Source organism: Bacteroidota bacterium (assembly GCA_016711505.1).
Classification (GTDB): Bacteria; Bacteroidota; Bacteroidia; order AKYH767-A; family 2013-40CM-41-45; genus JADKIH01.
In genome coordinates, this window is the sequence record JADJSV010000003.1 from 371,589 (window position 1) to 390,806 (window position 19,218).

13 protein-coding genes are annotated in these 19,218 nt (G+C 36.0%); 12 read left to right on the plus strand and 1 reads right to left on the minus strand.

The genetic code is table 11. The features are described from left to right. The first annotated feature begins 130 nt into the window (after positions 1-130). Positions 131-1,249, plus strand: coding sequence for a glutamine-hydrolyzing carbamoyl-phosphate synthase small subunit (carA, locus tag IPL24_07545; protein ID MBK8363536.1), 1,119 nt, complete (start codon positions 131-133; stop codon positions 1,247-1,249). A gap of 379 nt (positions 1,250-1,628) precedes the next feature. Beyond that, positions 1,629-2,819 (plus strand): hypothetical protein, encoded by a 1,191-nt coding sequence (locus IPL24_07550; GenBank protein ID MBK8363537.1) that lies wholly within the window; start codon positions 1,629-1,631, stop codon positions 2,817-2,819. A gap of 928 nt (positions 2,820-3,747) precedes the next feature. On the opposite strand, the gene IPL24_07555 is transcribed toward IPL24_07550, so the two are convergent. After that, complete coding sequence (locus tag IPL24_07555) at positions 3,748-4,323, minus strand: polyisoprenoid-binding protein (protein ID MBK8363538.1); 576 nt, start codon at positions 4,321-4,323, stop codon at positions 3,748-3,750. A 189-nt stretch (positions 4,324-4,512) separates the two neighbouring features. On the opposite strand from IPL24_07555, the gene IPL24_07560 reads away from it, so the two are divergent. From IPL24_07560 to IPL24_07605, 10 genes are all read left to right on the plus strand, one after another. Beyond that, positions 4,513-5,646 carry a T9SS type A sorting domain-containing protein gene (locus tag IPL24_07560; protein MBK8363539.1) on the plus strand — a complete coding sequence of 378 codons (1,134 nt, stop codon included), beginning with the start codon at positions 4,513-4,515 and terminating at the stop codon, positions 5,644-5,646. A 28-nt stretch (positions 5,647-5,674) separates the two neighbouring features. Then, complete coding sequence (locus IPL24_07565; GenBank protein MBK8363540.1) at positions 5,675-7,027, plus strand: PQQ-dependent sugar dehydrogenase; 1,353 nt, start codon at positions 5,675-5,677, stop codon at positions 7,025-7,027. Positions 7,028-7,281: 254 nt separating this feature from the next. Next, positions 7,282-7,671, plus strand: coding sequence for an SRPBCC domain-containing protein (locus IPL24_07570; protein MBK8363541.1), 390 nt, complete (start codon positions 7,282-7,284; stop codon positions 7,669-7,671). A gap of 60 nt (positions 7,672-7,731) precedes the next feature. Beyond that, the gene (locus IPL24_07575) at positions 7,732-8,400 is read left to right on the plus strand and encodes a hypothetical protein (GenBank protein ID MBK8363542.1); all 669 of its coding nucleotides are present in this window, start codon (positions 7,732-7,734) and stop codon (positions 8,398-8,400) included. A gap of 133 nt (positions 8,401-8,533) precedes the next feature. Next, the gene (locus tag IPL24_07580) at positions 8,534-9,799 is read left to right on the plus strand and encodes a hypothetical protein (GenBank protein MBK8363543.1); all 1,266 of its coding nucleotides are present in this window, start codon (positions 8,534-8,536) and stop codon (positions 9,797-9,799) included. Beyond that, positions 9,796-9,987, plus strand: a complete 192-nt coding sequence (locus IPL24_07585) for a T9SS type A sorting domain-containing protein (protein MBK8363544.1) — start codon at positions 9,796-9,798, stop codon at positions 9,985-9,987. Before IPL24_07580 ends, IPL24_07585 begins: the two co-directional genes overlap by 4 nt. Next, entirely contained in the window at positions 9,984-11,372 is a 1,389-nt protein-coding gene (locus tag IPL24_07590) for a T9SS type A sorting domain-containing protein (GenBank protein MBK8363545.1), read from the plus strand. The genes IPL24_07585 and IPL24_07590 overlap by 4 nt, the downstream gene beginning before the upstream one ends. Positions 11,373-11,472: 100 nt before the next feature. Further along, entirely contained in the window at positions 11,473-13,455 is a 1,983-nt protein-coding gene (locus tag IPL24_07595; protein MBK8363546.1) for a T9SS type A sorting domain-containing protein, read from the plus strand. A gap of 94 nt (positions 13,456-13,549) precedes the next feature. Next, positions 13,550-15,151: a Na+/H+ antiporter gene (locus IPL24_07600; GenBank protein ID MBK8363547.1), complete on the plus strand. Its 1,602-nt coding sequence runs from the start codon at positions 13,550-13,552 to the stop codon at positions 15,149-15,151. A 390-nt stretch (positions 15,152-15,541) separates the two neighbouring features. Continuing rightward, positions 15,542-19,174: a hypothetical protein gene (locus tag IPL24_07605; GenBank protein MBK8363548.1), complete on the plus strand. Its 3,633-nt coding sequence runs from the start codon at positions 15,542-15,544 to the stop codon at positions 19,172-19,174. The last annotated feature ends 44 nt before the right edge of the window (positions 19,175-19,218 follow it).

Below are 19,218 nucleotides of genomic sequence, written 5' to 3' on the forward strand. Positions count from 1 at the left end.
CAAACCTGCAAACCTGCAAACCTGTAAACCTGCAAACCTGAAAACCTTTGAACCCCCAAGAAGAATCAATTTATAAACACTCCGATCTCAGAAAGGAGAAAATCAGTACCTTCGCCAAACTTCTCTCGTCATGAAATACCAACAAAAATCCCCGGCTATTTTACTTTTAGAAGATGGAACCATTTTTCATGGTTCGGCAGCGGGGGCTATGGGGACTGCGACGGGGGAGATCTGCTTTAATACCGGCATGACCGGCTACCAGGAAATTTTTACGGATCCTTCTTACTTCGGACAAATGTTGCTTACGACACATGTTCATATCGGAAACTATGGTATTAGTGCCGGTGATGCGCAGGAAGTAGAAAGCGACGGCATCAGTATCTCCGGATTGATCTGCAGAAGTTTTTCTTTACAGTACAGCCGCAAGAGTGCAGTGGAATCGATTGACGAGTACTTTAAACGGAACAAGGTTGTTGCAATAGAAGATGTAGATACTCGCGCAATCGTGCGTCATATCCGTTCTAAAGGTGCAATGAACTGTATCATTTCATCTGATACAACTGACATAGAAATTCTTCAGGCAAAATTGAAACAAGTTCCTTCTATGGAAGGTCTGGAATTGTCGAGTAAAGTGAGTACGAAGAAACCTTACTTCGCAGGTAATCCGAATGCAAAACGTAAAGTTGCAGTAATGGATTTCGGTGTGAAGAAAAATATTATCCGCAATCTTGTAGACAGAGATTGTTACGTTCAGGTTTTTCCTGCCAATACAAAATACAAAGATATTCACGACTGGGAACCGGATGGCATTATGATGAGTAATGGTCCCGGCGATCCTGTAACGATGACAGATGTTATTAGCAACATCAAAGATATCCTCAAACAAAACATTCCACTTTTCGGAATTTGCCTGGGCCAGCAGTTACTTGCACAAGCGTGCGGTGTCGGTACATACAAAATGTTCAACGGACACAGAGGCATCAATCACCCTGTAAAGAATATTATCACCGGTCGTTGCGAGATCACTTCACAAAATCACGGCTTCTCCGTGATCGAAGACCAGATGCGTAAATCAAAAGATGTAGAGATCACGCACATCAATTTAAATGACAATACAATCGAAGGTATGCGTGTCCGCGACCGTGTTGCTTTCTCTGTTCAATACCATCCTGAATCAGCTCCGGGGCCACATGACAGTACTTATTTGTTTGATGATTTTGTGGGGGTAATGAGTGGGGTGGTGGTGTAAATCACAGTTGAACTAATTTTTTCAATTTGTTAAGTTTGCAGTATTGAAAGCTTTCTTCAAATGCTTTTTGTATTAGTTATTTTCTCTTTATTAGTTATTATTGTTTCATTAAATTGGCTTAAAGAAATATGAACTATAAATTTCCACTTCTACTCATCCTTGTTTTTAATTTCACTGTAACTAATGCGCAAGAGTTATTTGAGAATAGCCGTTTTGGTTTCTCGATGAAGAGACCTGCTTATTGGATTGAAACGAATAATAAAGAACTAAATTCAAACTTGGGTAATTTTTCAAATTATGAGGAGTTAAAAAAAATTTCCAAGGTAAAGATGAGGAAATGGTTGGAGCATTTTGTAAGTATAATAAATCGTACCATGGTATGATTCCAACGATCATTATTAACAGTAAAATAAAGTACTCTGATGATTTTAGTGAATTCAAAGATCTGATTTATAATAGAAACCTTGATGCATCTAGTGTTTTTATAGATATGAAATATTCTCAAGAACCAAAAACTATTATGATATCGGGTATTGAAAGTGTTTATGCAGTTATGACATATACAGTAGAAACTAAAAGTGGAATAAAATATAAATTGAGAAGCCATAAATTTTCAATTCCGTGCAAAGGATTTTATATTCAAATGAATTGTATAGATGATCCTTTTAAAGAAGATTGTAAGGCAGAATACACCGAATTGGCAAAGACAATAAAGATCGATGACAAGTTTAAAATAAAAGAAATAAAAGTCGAAATGGAAAGCTGCAAGTCTTCGAAAGACACAGTAAAGATCAACGAACCATTTAGAATAACATATGTCCTTGTTGGGAAATACTCACAGGGTTATAAAATTAGTGAGAAAGATAAAGCAAGAGAAAAAGATTCTTCTTCGTACTCTAAATTCATCAGTGCATTTCATGTTAAATCGGTGAAAAATATTACTCATATAAAGACAAAAGAAATTGGATATTCAATTGAAACAAAGGATGAAAATACTAAAATTGGAATGGTTGTGTCTTCGTCTACTGTCGGAAAATGTAATTTGCCTGATTTGATTTATACAAAGAATGAAAGAGAATACAGGTTGAAAGGTGGCAGTGTTTTTGTCCTAAATGAAAGAATCTCTGCTGCAGATAGTGTTGTAGCATGGAACAATAGTAAGGAATCTGAATTTCATAGGAAGTTTCAAAAGGAGCTGGAAGAATTTAATCAAGAATTTAAAAGCAATACAGAGAGTAAAATTGATTTAGATCCGGATAAAACAGAATTCAGAGCAGTTGAAAAAGTTATTAGAGTTAAAGCCGGACAGGAGTTTGTGATTTCCTATCAAAATAATTGTTCTGATTTAATCCACAGCTATCAACGGTTTGAATCTTCAGAAACTACAGAGTATCTCGGCAGTCAAACCTCTATAAGTTCTGAGATCGTTAATGGTAAAAAGATTACTGTACAATCTGTGAAATATAAATTTAAAGTTCTAAAACCTGAGACTATTACCTTGGCACCTATAAGTATAATTTGTAATGGCGAAACCTTAAATTCTGAAGAGATAACGATAATTGTCAACTGATATCTAATTGGCAGAATTTGGATTCGATTTGGAGGTAAGAGGAGGTTATAGGTTTTACTAGAGTTATTATTGGTTTAGTTACAATGCGAAAAACAAATTAACATACGAAAATCATTATTGGTGTGGACTGATGGAAGTATAACTTGGAACAACTATGATCAATAATGTTTCTATTCTGAACTGTGTTGACTTCATAACCTAAAGTTCCCTCCTGTATCACGAGTTCGTTTAACTTATTGTGCTACTTGACCTGTCATCCAGAAGGGACCTTTTCGGTTATTAAGAGACGACGTTTGATTTATTTTTTTCGATGCTATTTAAACAACTCTGTCATCCTGTAAAGTTATTCTTTCCCAAACTCCAAATTCGCCACAATCGCCTCCGCATTCGTCAACACCGCTTCCGGTGCGCTTTTGGAAATGTCGAAATCAAGTCGGTTGATTGAACCGGTGATCTTCATTACTGTGATCGGTCTTATAGTGAAAAAGTAGTTTTTAATAATGAAAATGTTTTATACAAAGCTATTGACTTAATAACCGAAAAGTTCCCTCCTGGATGACACCTGCTACTTATCATTTATGTCGAAGCGGGAAAAAATAAAAAGTATTTTTGGCTATGCCAAAAATACTTTTTATTTTCCCCGCTTCATATATTGTCTACTTGACCTGTCATCCAGGAGGGATCTTTTCGGTTATTAAGCGAGGACGTTTCATTTATTTTTTTCGTTGCTAATAAAACACCTCTGTCATCCTATAAGGACCCTTTCGGTTATTAAGAGACTGCGTTTCATTTATTACTTTCGATTTGAATGAAACACTTCTGTCATCAAGTAGGGACCTTTTCGGTTATTAAGCAACAACGGTTCATTTTTTCTTTGGGTAATTAATGAACACGTCAGTCGTCGAATAGAATTTGTAGGATAATAAGTTTACTCCTTCCCAAACTCCAAATTCGCCTCAATCGCCACTGAATTCGTCAACACCGCTTCAGGTGCGCTTTTTGAAATGTCGAAATCAAGTCGGTTGATGGAACCGGTGATCTTCATTCCTGTGATCGGTTTGTTGTTGTTTGGATTTGTTCCTGATTTTGTTGTTGCATCCAATGTCACTTCTTTGGTGATTCCATGCATTGTAAGGTTGCCTTTGATCACATATTTATCAGCACCTGTTTTTTTAAATGAAGTACTTTGAAATGTAAGCTCAGGATATTTCGCTGTGTCGAAAAAGTCTGCTGTTTTTAAGTGTGCATCTCTTTTTTCATTGTCTGTGTCGATCGTATTCATATCGGCTTTCATGCTAACAGTAGCATCAGAGAAATCTTCTGATGTTGTTGTGATCGTAGCTTCTGTCATCACGACTGAACCTTTGATCTCAGAAACAGAAAGGTGACCAACAGAAAATCCCAGATAGGAGTGCGCAGTATCCAGTTTCCAGGTTGTTGTAGCTGCATTAAATGCTACTAATAGAAATGCAATGACTGGTAAGAATAATAGCTTTTTTAACATAAGTTTTTTTGTTTTTTAGGAAGGTTAAAAGTACATATTTTTTTTGAAGAACTCATGCCCTTATTATGCGATTTCGTTCAGAATTTGCGTAATATATTCATCCGGATTTTAAGAGGATTGGCCAAAATTCATATAATATTACATTCACAATATTGTTTATTATTTATCTTTACTAAAACCTCAAAAACCATGAAATATTTTTACTTTATTATTGCCCTTCTTCCCCTGAATCTCTTCGCGCAAAACACAGTTGTAGATTCTGTATTTACGGAACATTGTATCGTAAATACTTCACTTGGTACTGTTAATAATGATGAGCATATTGATTCAGTACGTTCTATCTACAATTCTACAGGTGATCTTCTTATTAGAATTACAACCAGAACTAAATTACGGGATGGAGTGATTATATATAATGGGACTGGTATGGATTCTCTCATCTATGATTCGGTCGCTAATTCTATTACAACCATTTCCGGTGCTGTAATAAATTCAGTTTTTATTCCTGCAACCGGAAGAATTGTAACATATGATTCTGCCGGCAGGGTAATTATAGAATCCATTTCACAGAACTATTCGACATATAATTTATCGTATTATTATACTTACCTGCCAAATAATCTGGTCGATTATTATTTCAGAAATTTTGAATCTTCAGGGTCTGTTGACTCTTTACTTGTTCAGTATACTTATGATGCAAACTTGAATCAGATCCGTGAAGAGCAATTTGTGTGGGATAATGGTGGGATTAACCACCCTTATGTAAAAAAGGAGCAATACTTCAATGCAGGAAATCAACTGGTAGCTTATGACTGGGATATGTGGATCGATTCAACATTTGGTTATGATGAATGCTATCTTGATACTGCCTCATTTACTTATAATGCCAGCGGACTATTAATTGAAGAAATAATGCATGAATGTACCTCAGGTGACCTTACTAATTGGTATACGTACGATATCAATGGTAATCTTGATTCCAGCGGTTATGTCTATGTGGATCACACGCAGAATGTTTCATCTGGAAGTTGTGATGCAGGAGTAGGACAAATCATTGGTGGAATTGGCGCTGATCCAGGTTTAAATCAATATGTTCTGTATCCGAATCCGTCTGATGGAAGAGTGGTTTTGTCCGGTAACTTCGCAAACATAAGCGATGAGATTAAAGTGTGTGACCTTTCCGGTAGAATTGTTATGACAATGAAAATTGGAAAGACAAATGATTCTATTGTTGAGGCAGATCTTACAGAACTGAGTTCAGGGATTTATATTATTCGTTTTGTTGATCAGGGTATTCATTCGCTGTTATTTATAAAAGAGTGATTTATCCATAATTGATCCTATGAAAAAGATGAACTTTCACCTTCTAATTTTTACGATTATTATTTCGTTCTGTTGTTTTCAATCAAAAGCACAAACAGTTACTGATACGATCGGCAATACGATTGTGGAAATTTCAGTAGCCGTAGATACGAATCATTTTACCGGTGGATATTTTAGCGGTCCATGGGATATCTTCTGGGGACCGGATCAAAAACTCTGGTATACAAATGAGACAAGACTTTGCACTTATGATCCGACAACTCATATTGTCGATACCATTCTTCAAATCGATTCAGGATTTATTATGAGTGTTGCTACTCATCATGATTTTCAAAATAATCCATTCGTTTACCTGGCTATTGATTCTGCATACTATTATGCTGCCGGTAACAACATCCAGGTTTATAAGTATGATTACAGTCTCACAGGCGATTCACTTTACAACCCGCAATTCATTCTGGATTGGTATCATGGCGGTGAACATTCAGGAGGCCGCATCTTGTTTGGTGATGACAATAAATTATATGTTGCAACGGCTGAGTACTTTTCTCAGTTTGATACGCTCTTCAATAATAGCGGAAAAGTACTTCGTGTAAATCCTGATGGAAGCGTTCCAATAGATAATCCGAGAGCTGATTATACTTTCACTTATGGTCACCGCAATCCGCAGGGAATTGTACAAACTCCCAATGGAAATTTAATTGTTTCCGAATACGGAATGCAGTATGATGAAGTGAATCTGCTTGAAGCTGGAAGATTTTATGGCTGGTGGATATATGATGGTGACAGTTGCTTTAATAATTCAGACAGTTGCGATTACTATGACAGCATCGCAGTTTTTCCGATTGATGTAGGTAGGAATCCGGCTTCAGGAATTGATTTCTATAACAATGCTGCAATTCCGGAATTCAACGGACTCATTCAGGCAGTTACAGGATTTAATCAGGGATTGATAGCGTATACAATGAACGCAACTTACGACAGTGTTCTAGTAAAGACCTTTTATCTCACTTCTGAATACGGTAGAGTAAGAGATGTTTGCGCTGCTCCTGATGGTTCAGTTTATTTTATTGCACACGATAGAAACCGGGCCGATATTCATGTGATCAGAAATCCTTTGTTCAATAATATTAAGAATGAATCGAATCTTGATTTTTCAATTTTTCCAAATCCTGCGAATGAAAATCTGAATATTATTAATTTCAAAGCAAATAAAAATTCATCGATCAGCATTTTTAATTCAATTGGTAAAATCGTTTATCAGGATGATAATTTTAATGGAGAATCAATTGATGTGGGAAGATTTCCTGATGGAGTTTATTTTGTGAAATGTTTTGCGGATGAAATGATTGAAGTGGAGAGAGTGGTGGTTTGCCATTAACGATTAAAATAATTTAACACTGAGATCACTAAGTTTTTAGCACAAGAGCACAAGTGAGGCTTTTTTTCATAAGTGCTCTTGTGACGATTTTTAGTGGACTTAGTGTTTTATTCATTTGGCATATATTTTCCTTTCAGAAAATTAAATCAAGAACCCATGGAAAGAAAAATGAACGATACAACAACAGATGGAAAGACCGGTACTGTTAAGATCACGAGAAATTTCAATCTGCCATTAGAAGAAGTATGGAAAGCATGGTCAGAACCTGCAAGTTTCAAAAAATGGTGGGGCCGGAAGAGTATGATTGCACAAGTTGTAAAATTGATTTCAAGCCAGGAGGAAAGATCTTTGCGAATATGGTTTCGGAAAAAGGCGAAGAGATTTGGTCTATATGCAAAATCACAGAAATTAATCCGATGAAAGAAATTTTTTACAATGATTATTTCGCTGACCATGATGGTAATATTGTTTCTCCTGAATATTACAATATGCCGGGTGATTGGTCGAATGTAAAGGTCCATGTTGCATTTGAAGAAGCGAATGGTGAAACAAAAATGACAATTGAACAGCCCGGAATACCGGTTGAATTGATAAAAGAGTGTACAGCCGGCTGGAATTCCTCATTAGACAAACTTGACAGGTAGTTTATTTCAGAAAAATAATTTTTATCAGAAAAATTTTGTAGCTTACTTAAAAATCGGAGTATGTGTTTTTCTGCTAATGCCAGTTTCACTGCAGGAACTGTATTGACTGTTATCGGTGCTATTTCTGTTCGAAAAGTCAGAGTGCCATCACAGATTTTCTTCGCAAGTATACCAATCATATTTGCCATTCAACAGTTCTCGGAAGGATTTCTATGGTTATCATTGACCAAACCAGCATTTGCAGAGTTGAAAGTAAGCATGACTTTCATATTTCTTTTCTTTGCACAAATCGTCTGGCCATTTTGGGTTCCATTTGCTGTGATGAAAATGAATGATACAGGTAAAGGAAAATCATTCGGAAAAATATTATTATTATGTGGGACAGCCGTTTCAGTTTATTTAGGTTATTGCCTTCTAAATTATCCGGTAAATGCACAGAGCGATGGAATGCACATTGCATACGATCAGCAATACCCGCAGTCAGCTGCTTTTGTTTGTGGAATTTTATATGTGCTGGCAACGATCTTTCCACCATTCTTTTCAGGAATAAAGCGGATGTGGATGTTAGGATTTGCAATTCTGATCTCTTATGTGATTACAACTATTTTCTATAATGATTATCTGGTTTCTGTCTGGTGCTTCTTTGCTTCTGTGATCAGTATTGCTGTTTATTCTGTTGTACATTCTCTGAATGCTAGTGCGGAGAATGTAGTGCCATCCAAAATTTAAGAGTCAGGACTATTAATTCAGTTGAATCAGAACGGCTAATTATATTCTCTGCATATAAGTTCCTGCTTTTATTGGTTGTAAAAAAAATCATGTGACATTAGGTTTGCATAAACAATTGCAAACCTCAATCAACATGAAAAGATCATTACTATTCCTCATAACTATTTTAATTGCTGTTTCTACATTCGCTCAGTCACAACCTCCCGTTGGAATCCGTGGTACCTATGTTGATTGTGCTCAGGATCTGATCTATCAGATTCACGTAGGAAATGCGATTGCAGCAATTGATTTTCTGGATGAGATCCGAAACAGAAACATTACCTATGTTGCACTGTTCGGCCTCGACCACAATTCTAATTCGACTGATTTTCCAAACGGATATGTGATCGGTGATCCTGCATTTGAACCTGACATTTTTTATTTTGTGAATGCTGCTCATGCACGCAATATTAAGGTCGGAATTGTGATCAGCGATAAAAGTTTTGTTCAATATACATTCACGCCACGAATCAACTGGAGAAAATTGGTGGTTCGAACGGATTGTTTTCCGCCGGATGCAATGCGGATTGCAAATGTCAATCAATTCTCCGAAGGAAGGGAATTACTTAAAGGTGAAATGGCTAAAGCCGCGGTACGAATAGCAAACTATAATTCGACATCGGCATATTTTGGCGGCTATATTGATTACCTGAGTGTTGAATACGAATACTGGACATCCGGTTTTTATTCCGACCACCCGGCCTATAGTGATGATGCTGTTTATTCAAAAGAGTATTATGCGTATCAGGATCTCCTGGAGCTGATGAATTTTATCAGAAGAAATGTGATCTGTGCTGGGAAATATGGGAATCTAAGATCAGAGATGGAACTTCGATTGAAGGAATTTAATTCACCCCTGGTTACCGTTCCTGATCCGCAACGACAGGCTGATGAGATCGATCTCACATTTGTCGATAGAATATTGCTTGTGGATTATCATCAGAATCCAAATGTATTGTTTGGTTATAATTGCGATAATCTTTATTGGCTCGGTCAGCCATCGGGTAGGAGCGGAACTGAAATTCTAAACCTGATGTCTGCAGAATCTTCCACATTCCCGAAAGCTGTTTGTGCTAATTATCCAAATGCCGGAAACTACTGGGATGATTTTCTGGGAAATTATCTTTCATCGCCATTAACTACACTCCACGATGTTGAAAATACCTGGTATACAAATCTCTTATCCGCAACAGCTTCTTCCTGCTCAAATTGTGGTTGTTCGTTTACAAATGGAGATAATCGTATAAAAGGATTTATGTGGTTTACCTCATCGATCCTTATCAACCATGGTATTTATCGGACGTCAGGAGAAAAATCAGATGTTCAGAATGAAACTTCTTTTATTACGATCAACATATGAATGTATTGAATATTCGGGATTCTGAAAATTATAAAGTACTATCTATTTTTGATTTCAGTGGGAGGATAATTTATAACGGTTCAGCAAATAAATGTATTTCATTGCAAAATTTGTCGCCGGGAATATATTTTTGTAATTTAACTGATAAATTTAATAGATTTAGTGGTGCCAAATTCATCGTATTATGAAATTGAAAATTGTTTTATTTCTTTTAATCTTTTGCAAATGGTCACCCACAATTGCACAGTCTAATTTTGAGCGTTCATATTTGCAGATCGGAATTAAACAGTATGGTGTCTCGGTTGCAGAGTTAAACGGAAAATTTTATGTTACCTCATTGTCTGATGATTGTGGTTCATGTATTTCGACGGAATGCCTTACTCAGTTTGATCAGAATGGGAATGTTCTCCATACTAACTATTTTTCCAATGGAACAATTGATGAGATCGTAGGTGAACTGACTCCATACAAAAGTGGATTCATCTTTCCTGTAACATATGATCATTTCAATATGTCGAATGTTCGCAAGGAAGTTGCAATTAAATATGTTGACTCTACCGGAACCGAAATCTGGACAGCAATAATTTCGGATTCATTGAAGGAATTTCAGAATACAAAGCTAGTAATAGGTAATAACAATCTGATCACGGGGTTTGCTGATAATCTGACTTCAACCGGTGTATTGTTCTTTCAAATTGATTCTGCAGGAAATGTTACCGTGATACAAAATTTCTCACGAATACCGGATGTTTACTCAGTGCGTGATCTGGTATTTAAGAATAATCATTTTTATGTATTAGGAGTTGGTGTCTTGAACGGTGCAACTAAAACCTTCGTCAGAAAGGTTGATATGTCAGGAATTGTTGTTGACTCTTCAGTATATGATTATGCAACTGAAATAAGTGGAATAAGGATTCAATCGTCTGATAATGGATTTATAATTTGCGGACAATCGTTCGATACGCTTGGATTCACACAAGTTTGTTTAATGAAAATTGATTCATCAGGAAATGTAGTATGGAGAAAGACACTGACAACATCAAATGATAATATACCAACGTCTTTCGATATATTTCAGAATGGTAGAATTTATATTACCGGAAAAACGATTGATCAATCTAACAATGTTGATCTGTTTATTATAAATGCAGATTCAATCGGTAATTTTTTATGGAAACGTGATTATTGCTTGCCAGGTCCAATCGGCTGTGTAGCGAGTGCCGGGAATTCAATTATTGAATCATCTGATCATTCAGTCGTAGTGTGTGGTCAGGTGCAACATACCGCATCTTACCCAAAGTTGTATTTTTTAAAAGCTGACGATAATGGCTTGATTAATTTTATTGATCTTGAAGTTCAAAAGAACGATAAGCCTTTTATTTCTAAGCAAGGGACAGACAGCTATGTTGTAAATAATATGTCAGGAAATTTTAAGGTAACTGTTTTTGATATGAATGGAAGAATAATTTTTTCATGCACTAATACGAACGAATTTGACTTCAGACTTCCTGAAGGAGTATATGTTTATCGTATTGAGTGTAAAAGTGGTATTTACACAGGGCGTGTGTTTTAACTTTTAGTTATTTTCATTCATTAATTCTATTTTAATTTTGTGAATTCTTTATTATTTTATAGATTTATAAAATTCTTAAACTAATTAAAAGCAGTACTTAATGAAGAATATCTTTCCGACTATAATAGCTTTGTTTCTTGTTTTTCTAAATATTGAAAACGGAATTTGCCAACCAACACTGATAGCTCCTGCTGACGGTCTGACCGTTCCCGGAGGTTTAGTAGTTTATGAATGGACTGATATTTCAGCTTTCTCTTATGAATTTCAACAAAGTAAATCTCCTGCTTTTATCCCGGAGGCTACAATTTATGTTTTTGACACTCAAGTAACATTGACTGCAGTTAATGGTACTTCATATTGGCGGGTAAGGGAAAACGCTTTTGGAGGACCGATTCAGCCCTGGTCAAATACTTTTTCTATAACATCCAGTAATGTTCCTCAACTGACTGGGATAACTCCATCGGATGGTTATGAAGGTCAGACCTTACTTCCGGCTATTTCCGGTGTTAATACACATTTTCGGCAAGCTACAAGGACAATGCAATTCACCCTTAACCAGGGATCATACACAATTAATTATTCAAGGAGACGGGATTTCTCAATAGATGATGATAGTTATCAGGCTGCATTTATTACAATTCCTTTTATTGCACCACTTGGTTTGTATGACGTGAACTTTTATAATGCGCTTGATGACTCAATGAAACTGCTAAATGGGTTTTATGTGCGCGGAAGCAATATATATTCAGGCCGGGTTTATCTGGATATGAATTCTAATTCAGTTTTTGACATAGGTGATTTACCTTACTCGAATGGATTTTTAAATGCTCCTCCATATTATACCGGTTGTATGGGCACCGGAGAATTCTCTGATTATATTCCTACAGGTAATTATACATTAAGTGTAGCTAACTTGCCAAGCTATTTTACATCTATTCCTGCTAACAGAACAATTAATTTCTCAGGTAGTGGAGCAACACTGAGTGGTCAAGATTTTGCTATACAACCAATACCTGGAGTTCATGATATGCAGGTTTCGTGTGCATTGAGTCGGAATACTACCAGACCTGGTTTGCCAATAAATATTACTTTAACATACTCTAATAAAGGACCTGCAATGGAGAACGGGCAAGTGTATTTTGTACTGCCAACTGGATTTATTATTGATTCTGTTTCTGTTCCAGGTTATAGTCTTAGCGGGGATTCACTTATCTGGAGTTTTTCAGGACTTTCGTTAATGCAATCCTCTAATATTATAATCAGCCTTACTGCACCAACTGGTCTGATAAGTGGTTCTTATGTTGAGTATGTTGCAGGAGTTACTGCCAGTGGAACAGATATAATGCCTTCTGATAATATAAAGATCACTAACCATCTTGTTTCAAATTCATTTGATCCAAATTTCAAAACTGCATCACCGACTGATCTTGCTACAGTTTTGTCGTCAACAAATCGTTATATTGATTTTACAATTCATTTTCAAAATACAGGTAACGATCTAGCATATGAGATCAGAATTCTGGATACAATAGATGTTAATCTTGATATATCTACAATTGAAGTTGTAAGTTCGAGTCATAATTATCGGACTATATTTTATCCTAATAGGGTTATTGAATTTAGATTTACCAATATAAATCTTGTTGATAGCGGAACCAATGAAGCACTTAGTCATGGAAATATTATGTACAGGATTCAAGCACTTTCGTCAACTACAATTACCGACCAGATCGAAAATACTGCCTTTATTTATTTTGATTTGAATGATCCTGTTGCTACAAATACTTGTTATGTTTCGTTAGGTCTTGGTGTCAATGCATATTTGAATATTAATGATGGGCTGAAAGTTTCTCCAAATCCATTTACCGGCTCAGTTTTAGTTTCATTGGATGAAAGAACAAATACCACTTCATGTATACTAATAAGAAACGTTTTAGGACAAGAAGTATTCAGGAAAATGACCGAAAATTTTAGACTTGATGATGACGAAGAGATCAATCTTGATTTTCTTTCAAAAGGAATTTATTTTCTTGAAGTACACATAAATGACATAAAAAAAGTTGCGAAAATAATTAAGAAATGATATTTCAATCTGATAGTTTTATTTGCTTTTTATTAAGAAATAAAAAGTAATTTCTAAAAACCTATATTTGTTTTTTCACACAACTTAAACATTTATGGATAACGTCAGCATAATTGTCATCCTGCTTTTCGGGATTGCTTTTTTGGGAATTCTGAGTAAGAAATATAATTTTCCATTTCCAATAGCATTGGTTATTTCCAGTGTAATGATCAGTCTGATTCCGGGATTACCTGTTGTGGAAATGAGTCCGGAAGTTGTTTTCCTGTTGTTTCTTCCTCCAATTCTCTATGCAGCTGCATGGAATACAAGTTGGCATGAATTCAAATCAGCTATCAGACCAATAAGCCTGGCCTCCATTGGACTCGTATTTTTTACAACTGCTTTAGTTGCTGTTGTTGCTCATCTGATCATTCCCGGATTAAGCTGGCCATTTGCATTTTTGATTGGCGCTATTGTTTCTCCTCCGGACGCAGTTGCAGCAACATCTGTTACGAAAGGATTAGGATTAAGTCCACGGTTAATTGCAATACTTGAAGGCGAAAGTCTGGTAAACGATGCCAGTGGTCTGATCGCATACAAATACGCACTGGCTGCAATTACACTCGGAAATTTTGTTTTATGGGAGGCCGGATTAAATTTCATAGTAGTTGCCGGTGCCGGAATTGCCTTAGGTCTAACACTGGCTTATCTCATTTTGCAAGTACATAAACGCTGGGTCTGTGATCCTGTGATTGAGGTTACACTTACAGTTCTTACGCCATTTGCTGCATATCTATTAGCGGAACACTTTCATTTTTCCGGAGTACTGGCAGTCGTCACTGCCGGATTATATATTTCATTTCGCTCAGGGGAAGCGCTTAGTCATCAGAGCAGGATAATGGCATATTCAGTATGGGAAGTGATCATTTATATTCTGAATAGTCTGATCTTTATCCTGATCGGACTTCAATTGCGAAGTGTGTTGAAAGGAATCAATCACTATTCGATTCCGGAACTTTTGATGTATGGATTAGTGATCAGCTTTGCAGTGATTATTGTTCGTTTTATCTGGGTTTATCCATCTGCCATGTTACCTCGCTGGCTAAGCAAACGTATCCGTGAAACAGAACCATTTGATCCCAGGAATATGGTTGTATTCGGGTGGGCCGGTATGCGAGGTGTGGTATCGATGGCTGCTGCATTAGCATTGCCATTAACGTTACCAAATGGTGAAACTTTTCCGCATAGAGATCTGATCATCTATCTCACATTTTGTGTGATACTTTCTACACTTGTATTACTCGGCCTAACATTGCCATGGCTGATCAGAAAGTTAAAGATCGAGCCACATTCCATAGTATTGGAAGAATATACTGTCCGTACTCAAATAGTTTCTACTGCAATTTCTCACATCGAAGAAAATCTTGCAATGACCTCTGAAGAATTGTTGCAAAACATCAAGAGTAAGTATGAAGTAAAATATAATCGTTTGCAAAAAACAGAATTGCCTGCTAATTACTTTGGAAAAGGAAAGCAGTTGCCGCAAAGTGTTTTTAATGAATTTTCAAAAATGCAGATCGACCTCATAAAGGTTGAACGGAAAGCAATTGAAGGATTACACAGAAGTGGATTGGCCAGTGAAGAGATCTTGAGAAAGGTTGAACGGGAACTTGATCTGGAAGAAACAAGGTTGCAGATGGAAATGTATGAGAACTAAAGTTAATAATATAACCCGTTCTTCGAAATTATTGCCCCTCGACTTCGCTCGGGGAGCGTCTTATAAGTGGTAATGTGTGAATTTTTTGCGAAGAAAATTTAACTTCAATTTTAAGGGAATTTTCTTCGCAAAAAATTCACACATATCTGCCCAAAACCCAACGGTCCCTGAGAGAAGTCGAAGGGCGAACGTTTTGAATTTCGAACAACGGGTTAATATATCATATTCTTGCCTCTTTCATTTGCAATCTACCGATTTGGAGTTGTTTGGCATGAAGTTTTCCTTTTAATAGCTCCAGCTAAAAATAAACTTGTTTTTATAGGGTTTTTCAGTTAGAAAGGTTATCTTCACGATAATAGCATTTTTGCATTACAGTTTAAATCATCCTCATTGAAATCTTTACAAAAAGTCGCTTTACAAAAAACATCCGGAAAAAAAAATATTTCAAAGAAAAGCGTTGAAGAAAAGTCATCTGCAGTAAAAAAAACTGATAAAAAATCTAAGAAGAAAAAATCTGCTTTACAAATTAAATCAGTTGCGAAGAAAACTTCTTCAAAGTCTATGACTAAAGAGGAAGCTATTAAAAAAGCGTCTTTCCCAATTGTAGCAATTGGAGCATCTGCCGGTGGACTCGAAGCTATTACCGAATTACTCAAGAATCTTCCTGTTGATACAGGGATGGCATTTATTTATGTTCAGCATTTAAGTCCGGATCATAAAAGTTTGCTTGTTCAAATACTCTCAAAGACTACTGCTATGAAAGTGCAGGAGATCGATAACATGGATCTCATCGAACCGAACAATGTATTTGTAATACCATTCAACAAAGGAATTGAAGTTACCGATGGCCACATAAAATTGTTGCCTCGTTCGAAAACAAGTTCTGTTGTTTCAATTGATGTTCTTTTTTCTTCTTTAGCTGAAGCTCAAAATGACAGAGTGATCGGAGTACTATTGAGTGGAAATGGAAATGATGGAACTTCCGGAATGAGGGATATTAAACACCAGGGCGGATTGACCTTTGCGCAAAATGAAAGTGCTAAATTTCTGAGCATGCCACAATCTGCAATTGCTGCCGGAGCAGTGGATTTTATTTTGCCGCCAAAAGGAATTGCACTTGAACTTATTCATTTAAGTAAACATCCATTTGTAAAAAACAGGAAAATAAAAGTTGAAAGTGAAAGCCTGATAGAAAACGATAATCCTGATCTTAAGAAAATTCTTGGTTTACTTCATAAGACTACCGGTGGAGATTTCACTTTATATAAGATGAATACTATCAAGCGTCGGATAGTAAGAAGAATGCTGTTGTACAGAATAAAAACAATTTCAGAATATGTAAAGTTGTTGAATGAGAAAACAGAAGAAGTTGAGATCTTATATCAGGACTTATTGATTAACGTTACAAGTTTTTTCAGAGAAACGGACACTTATAAATATTTGAAATCATCATTGCTTCCACGCCTGATAAAAAACAAGAAGGACGGTGAAACTTTGCGGATCTGGGTGCCGGCTTGTTCTACTGGAGAAGAAGCGTATTCTATTGCTATGATGCTGATGGAACTTCAGGACGATATTTCTGCTGATATTCCAATACAAATATTCGGGTCTGATTTGAGTGAGCGTGCAATTGCTAAAGCCAGAATCGGATTATATACTTTAAAAGATCTTGAGTCTATTTCTCCAAAAAGAATTCAGCGTTTTTTTACAAAATCAGAAGGTGCTTACCGCATAATAAAATCAGTTCGGGATCTGTGTGTCTTTGCACCGCATAATGTGCTTTCCGACCCGCTTTTTTCAAGATTGGATTTTGTGAGTTGTTGTAATTTGTTTATCTATCTGGATAATCCTGCGCAGAAAAAAGCAGTCAGAACTTTCCACTATTCTTTAAACGAGAATGGATTTTTAATGGTTGGTAAATCAGAATCTATTGATCTGTCTACAAACTTGTTTGTTCCTTTCAATAAAAAATTCAAGATCTATGTAAGGAAGAAGAACATTGGTGTTGCTTCTCTTCCGGCTCTTTCACCACGGCTTGCAAGAAATCAATCCGGAACATTTGAACTTCCAATAAATCACAAAGTTTCTTTTAATGGGAGCAAGAAGAAAACTGCCACAGCATTGAGTAATCTTGAAACGTCTATTGATAGAGTATTGTTAAAAGAATTTATTCCTGCGAATGTTACCATCAATTACAACATGGAAATTCAGCATTTTAAAGGGCCGACGGAACTTTATCTGGCAAATCCATCCGGTAAAGCGACGTTCAATATCCTGAAAATGGCTAAACCGGAAATAGCATTTGAGTTAAGAAATACTATTTCTAAAGTCATCAGAACAAAGCATAGAGTCATAAAATCCGGAATAGAATTTTTGATCAATAATCAAAATAATTTACTTCAATTAGAAATTCTCCCGGTTCCAATAGAATGGGAAGAACCATTGTTACTTGTAGTTTTCACATTAACTGCAGCACCTGAAATAACAGATAGTAAAATCTCAGGTAAAAAGGCATCTTCGGTTATAAAGGATAAACGAATTAAAAAATTAGAGGAAGAACTTGCATTGGCACATGCGGATGCGCTGGCATTTTCTCACGAACAGGAAAATTTCATGCAGGAATTACAGAGTGCAAATGAAGAAGTAGTTTCGAGTAATGAAGAGTTGCAAACACTTAACGAAGAATTAGAAACATCGAAGGAAGAGATTGAAAGTGCAAATGAAGAGTTGACTACAACAAATCAGGAACTGCAGACAAGAAATGACCTTTTAGATGAGTCGTATAATTATTCAGAAGCGATTACAGCAACCATTCATGAGCCAATGATTGTACTTGATAAAAATTTGTGTGTTAAGTCGGCTAATAGTTCTTTTTACAAGGAATTTAATGTGAAAGAAGATGAAGTGCGAGGTATTCAGTTATTTAATGTTGGAAACCGCCAATGGAATATTCCCCATCTGAGGAAATTACTGGAAGAGATCATTCCGAAGAATTCCAGTTTTCATGATTATGAAGTTTCACATATCTTTCCGAATATAGGTGAGAAAGTGATGTTGCTTAATGCAAACCGGATCATCCAGAAGACGAATAGGGAACCACTTATTCTGCTTGCGATCCGCGACATTACTGAGTTACGGACGAAAACAAAACTTCTCAAAGCAAAAGAAAAGGAATTGTATGATAGAGAAATTCTGGAACATAGAGCGGAAGAAAAAAAACTGGAAGCTGCTGTTTTGCAAAGAACAAATGAGTTAAAGGCCTCAAATTCAAATTTAGCAATAACGAATGCTGAATTGCTGACCATCAACAAGGAACTTGAAGCATTCACTTATATTTCCAGTCATGATATGCAAGAGCCGCTCCGGAAAATTCAAACCTATTCAAAAAGGATCATAGAAATTGATAAAAACCTGATGTCGGAGAATGGTCTGAAATATTTTAAGATCATCGATAAGGAAGCTATGCGAATGCAAACACTTATAAAAAACTTGTTAACGTTTTCGCATTTAAATACGACAGAAAGAAAATTTGAATTATGTGACCTGAATAAAGTTGCAGAAGAAATTTTGGTTGAACTAAAACTTCAGATCAAAGAAAAGAAAGCAGAAATTGTCTTGAAGAATTTGCCTGCTTTGAAAGTTATTGCATTTCAGTTTCGTCAGTTATTGTATAATCTGATCAGTAATTCTTTGAAATTTACTTTGCCTGATACTATTCCAAAAATACTTATTTCTTCGAAGATCGTGAATTCCAAAACGGTTCCACAAAAGAATCTAATGAAAGGGATCTCATATTATTTAATTTCGATTTCAGATAATGGTATCGGTTTCAAGAAAGAGTTTGAAGATAAAATTTTCGGTGTCTTTCAACGACTCCATGGTAAAGATGAATATGCCGGAACAGGAATTGGATTAGCAATAGTAAAACGGATTGTTAATAATCATAATGGAATTGTTACAGCATGTAGCAGGCCCGGACATGGTGCAACTTTTGATATTTATATACCTAAAGGGATAATTTGACCCTTTCTATTAAATTTAATATATTGGGTAAATTATGAAACACA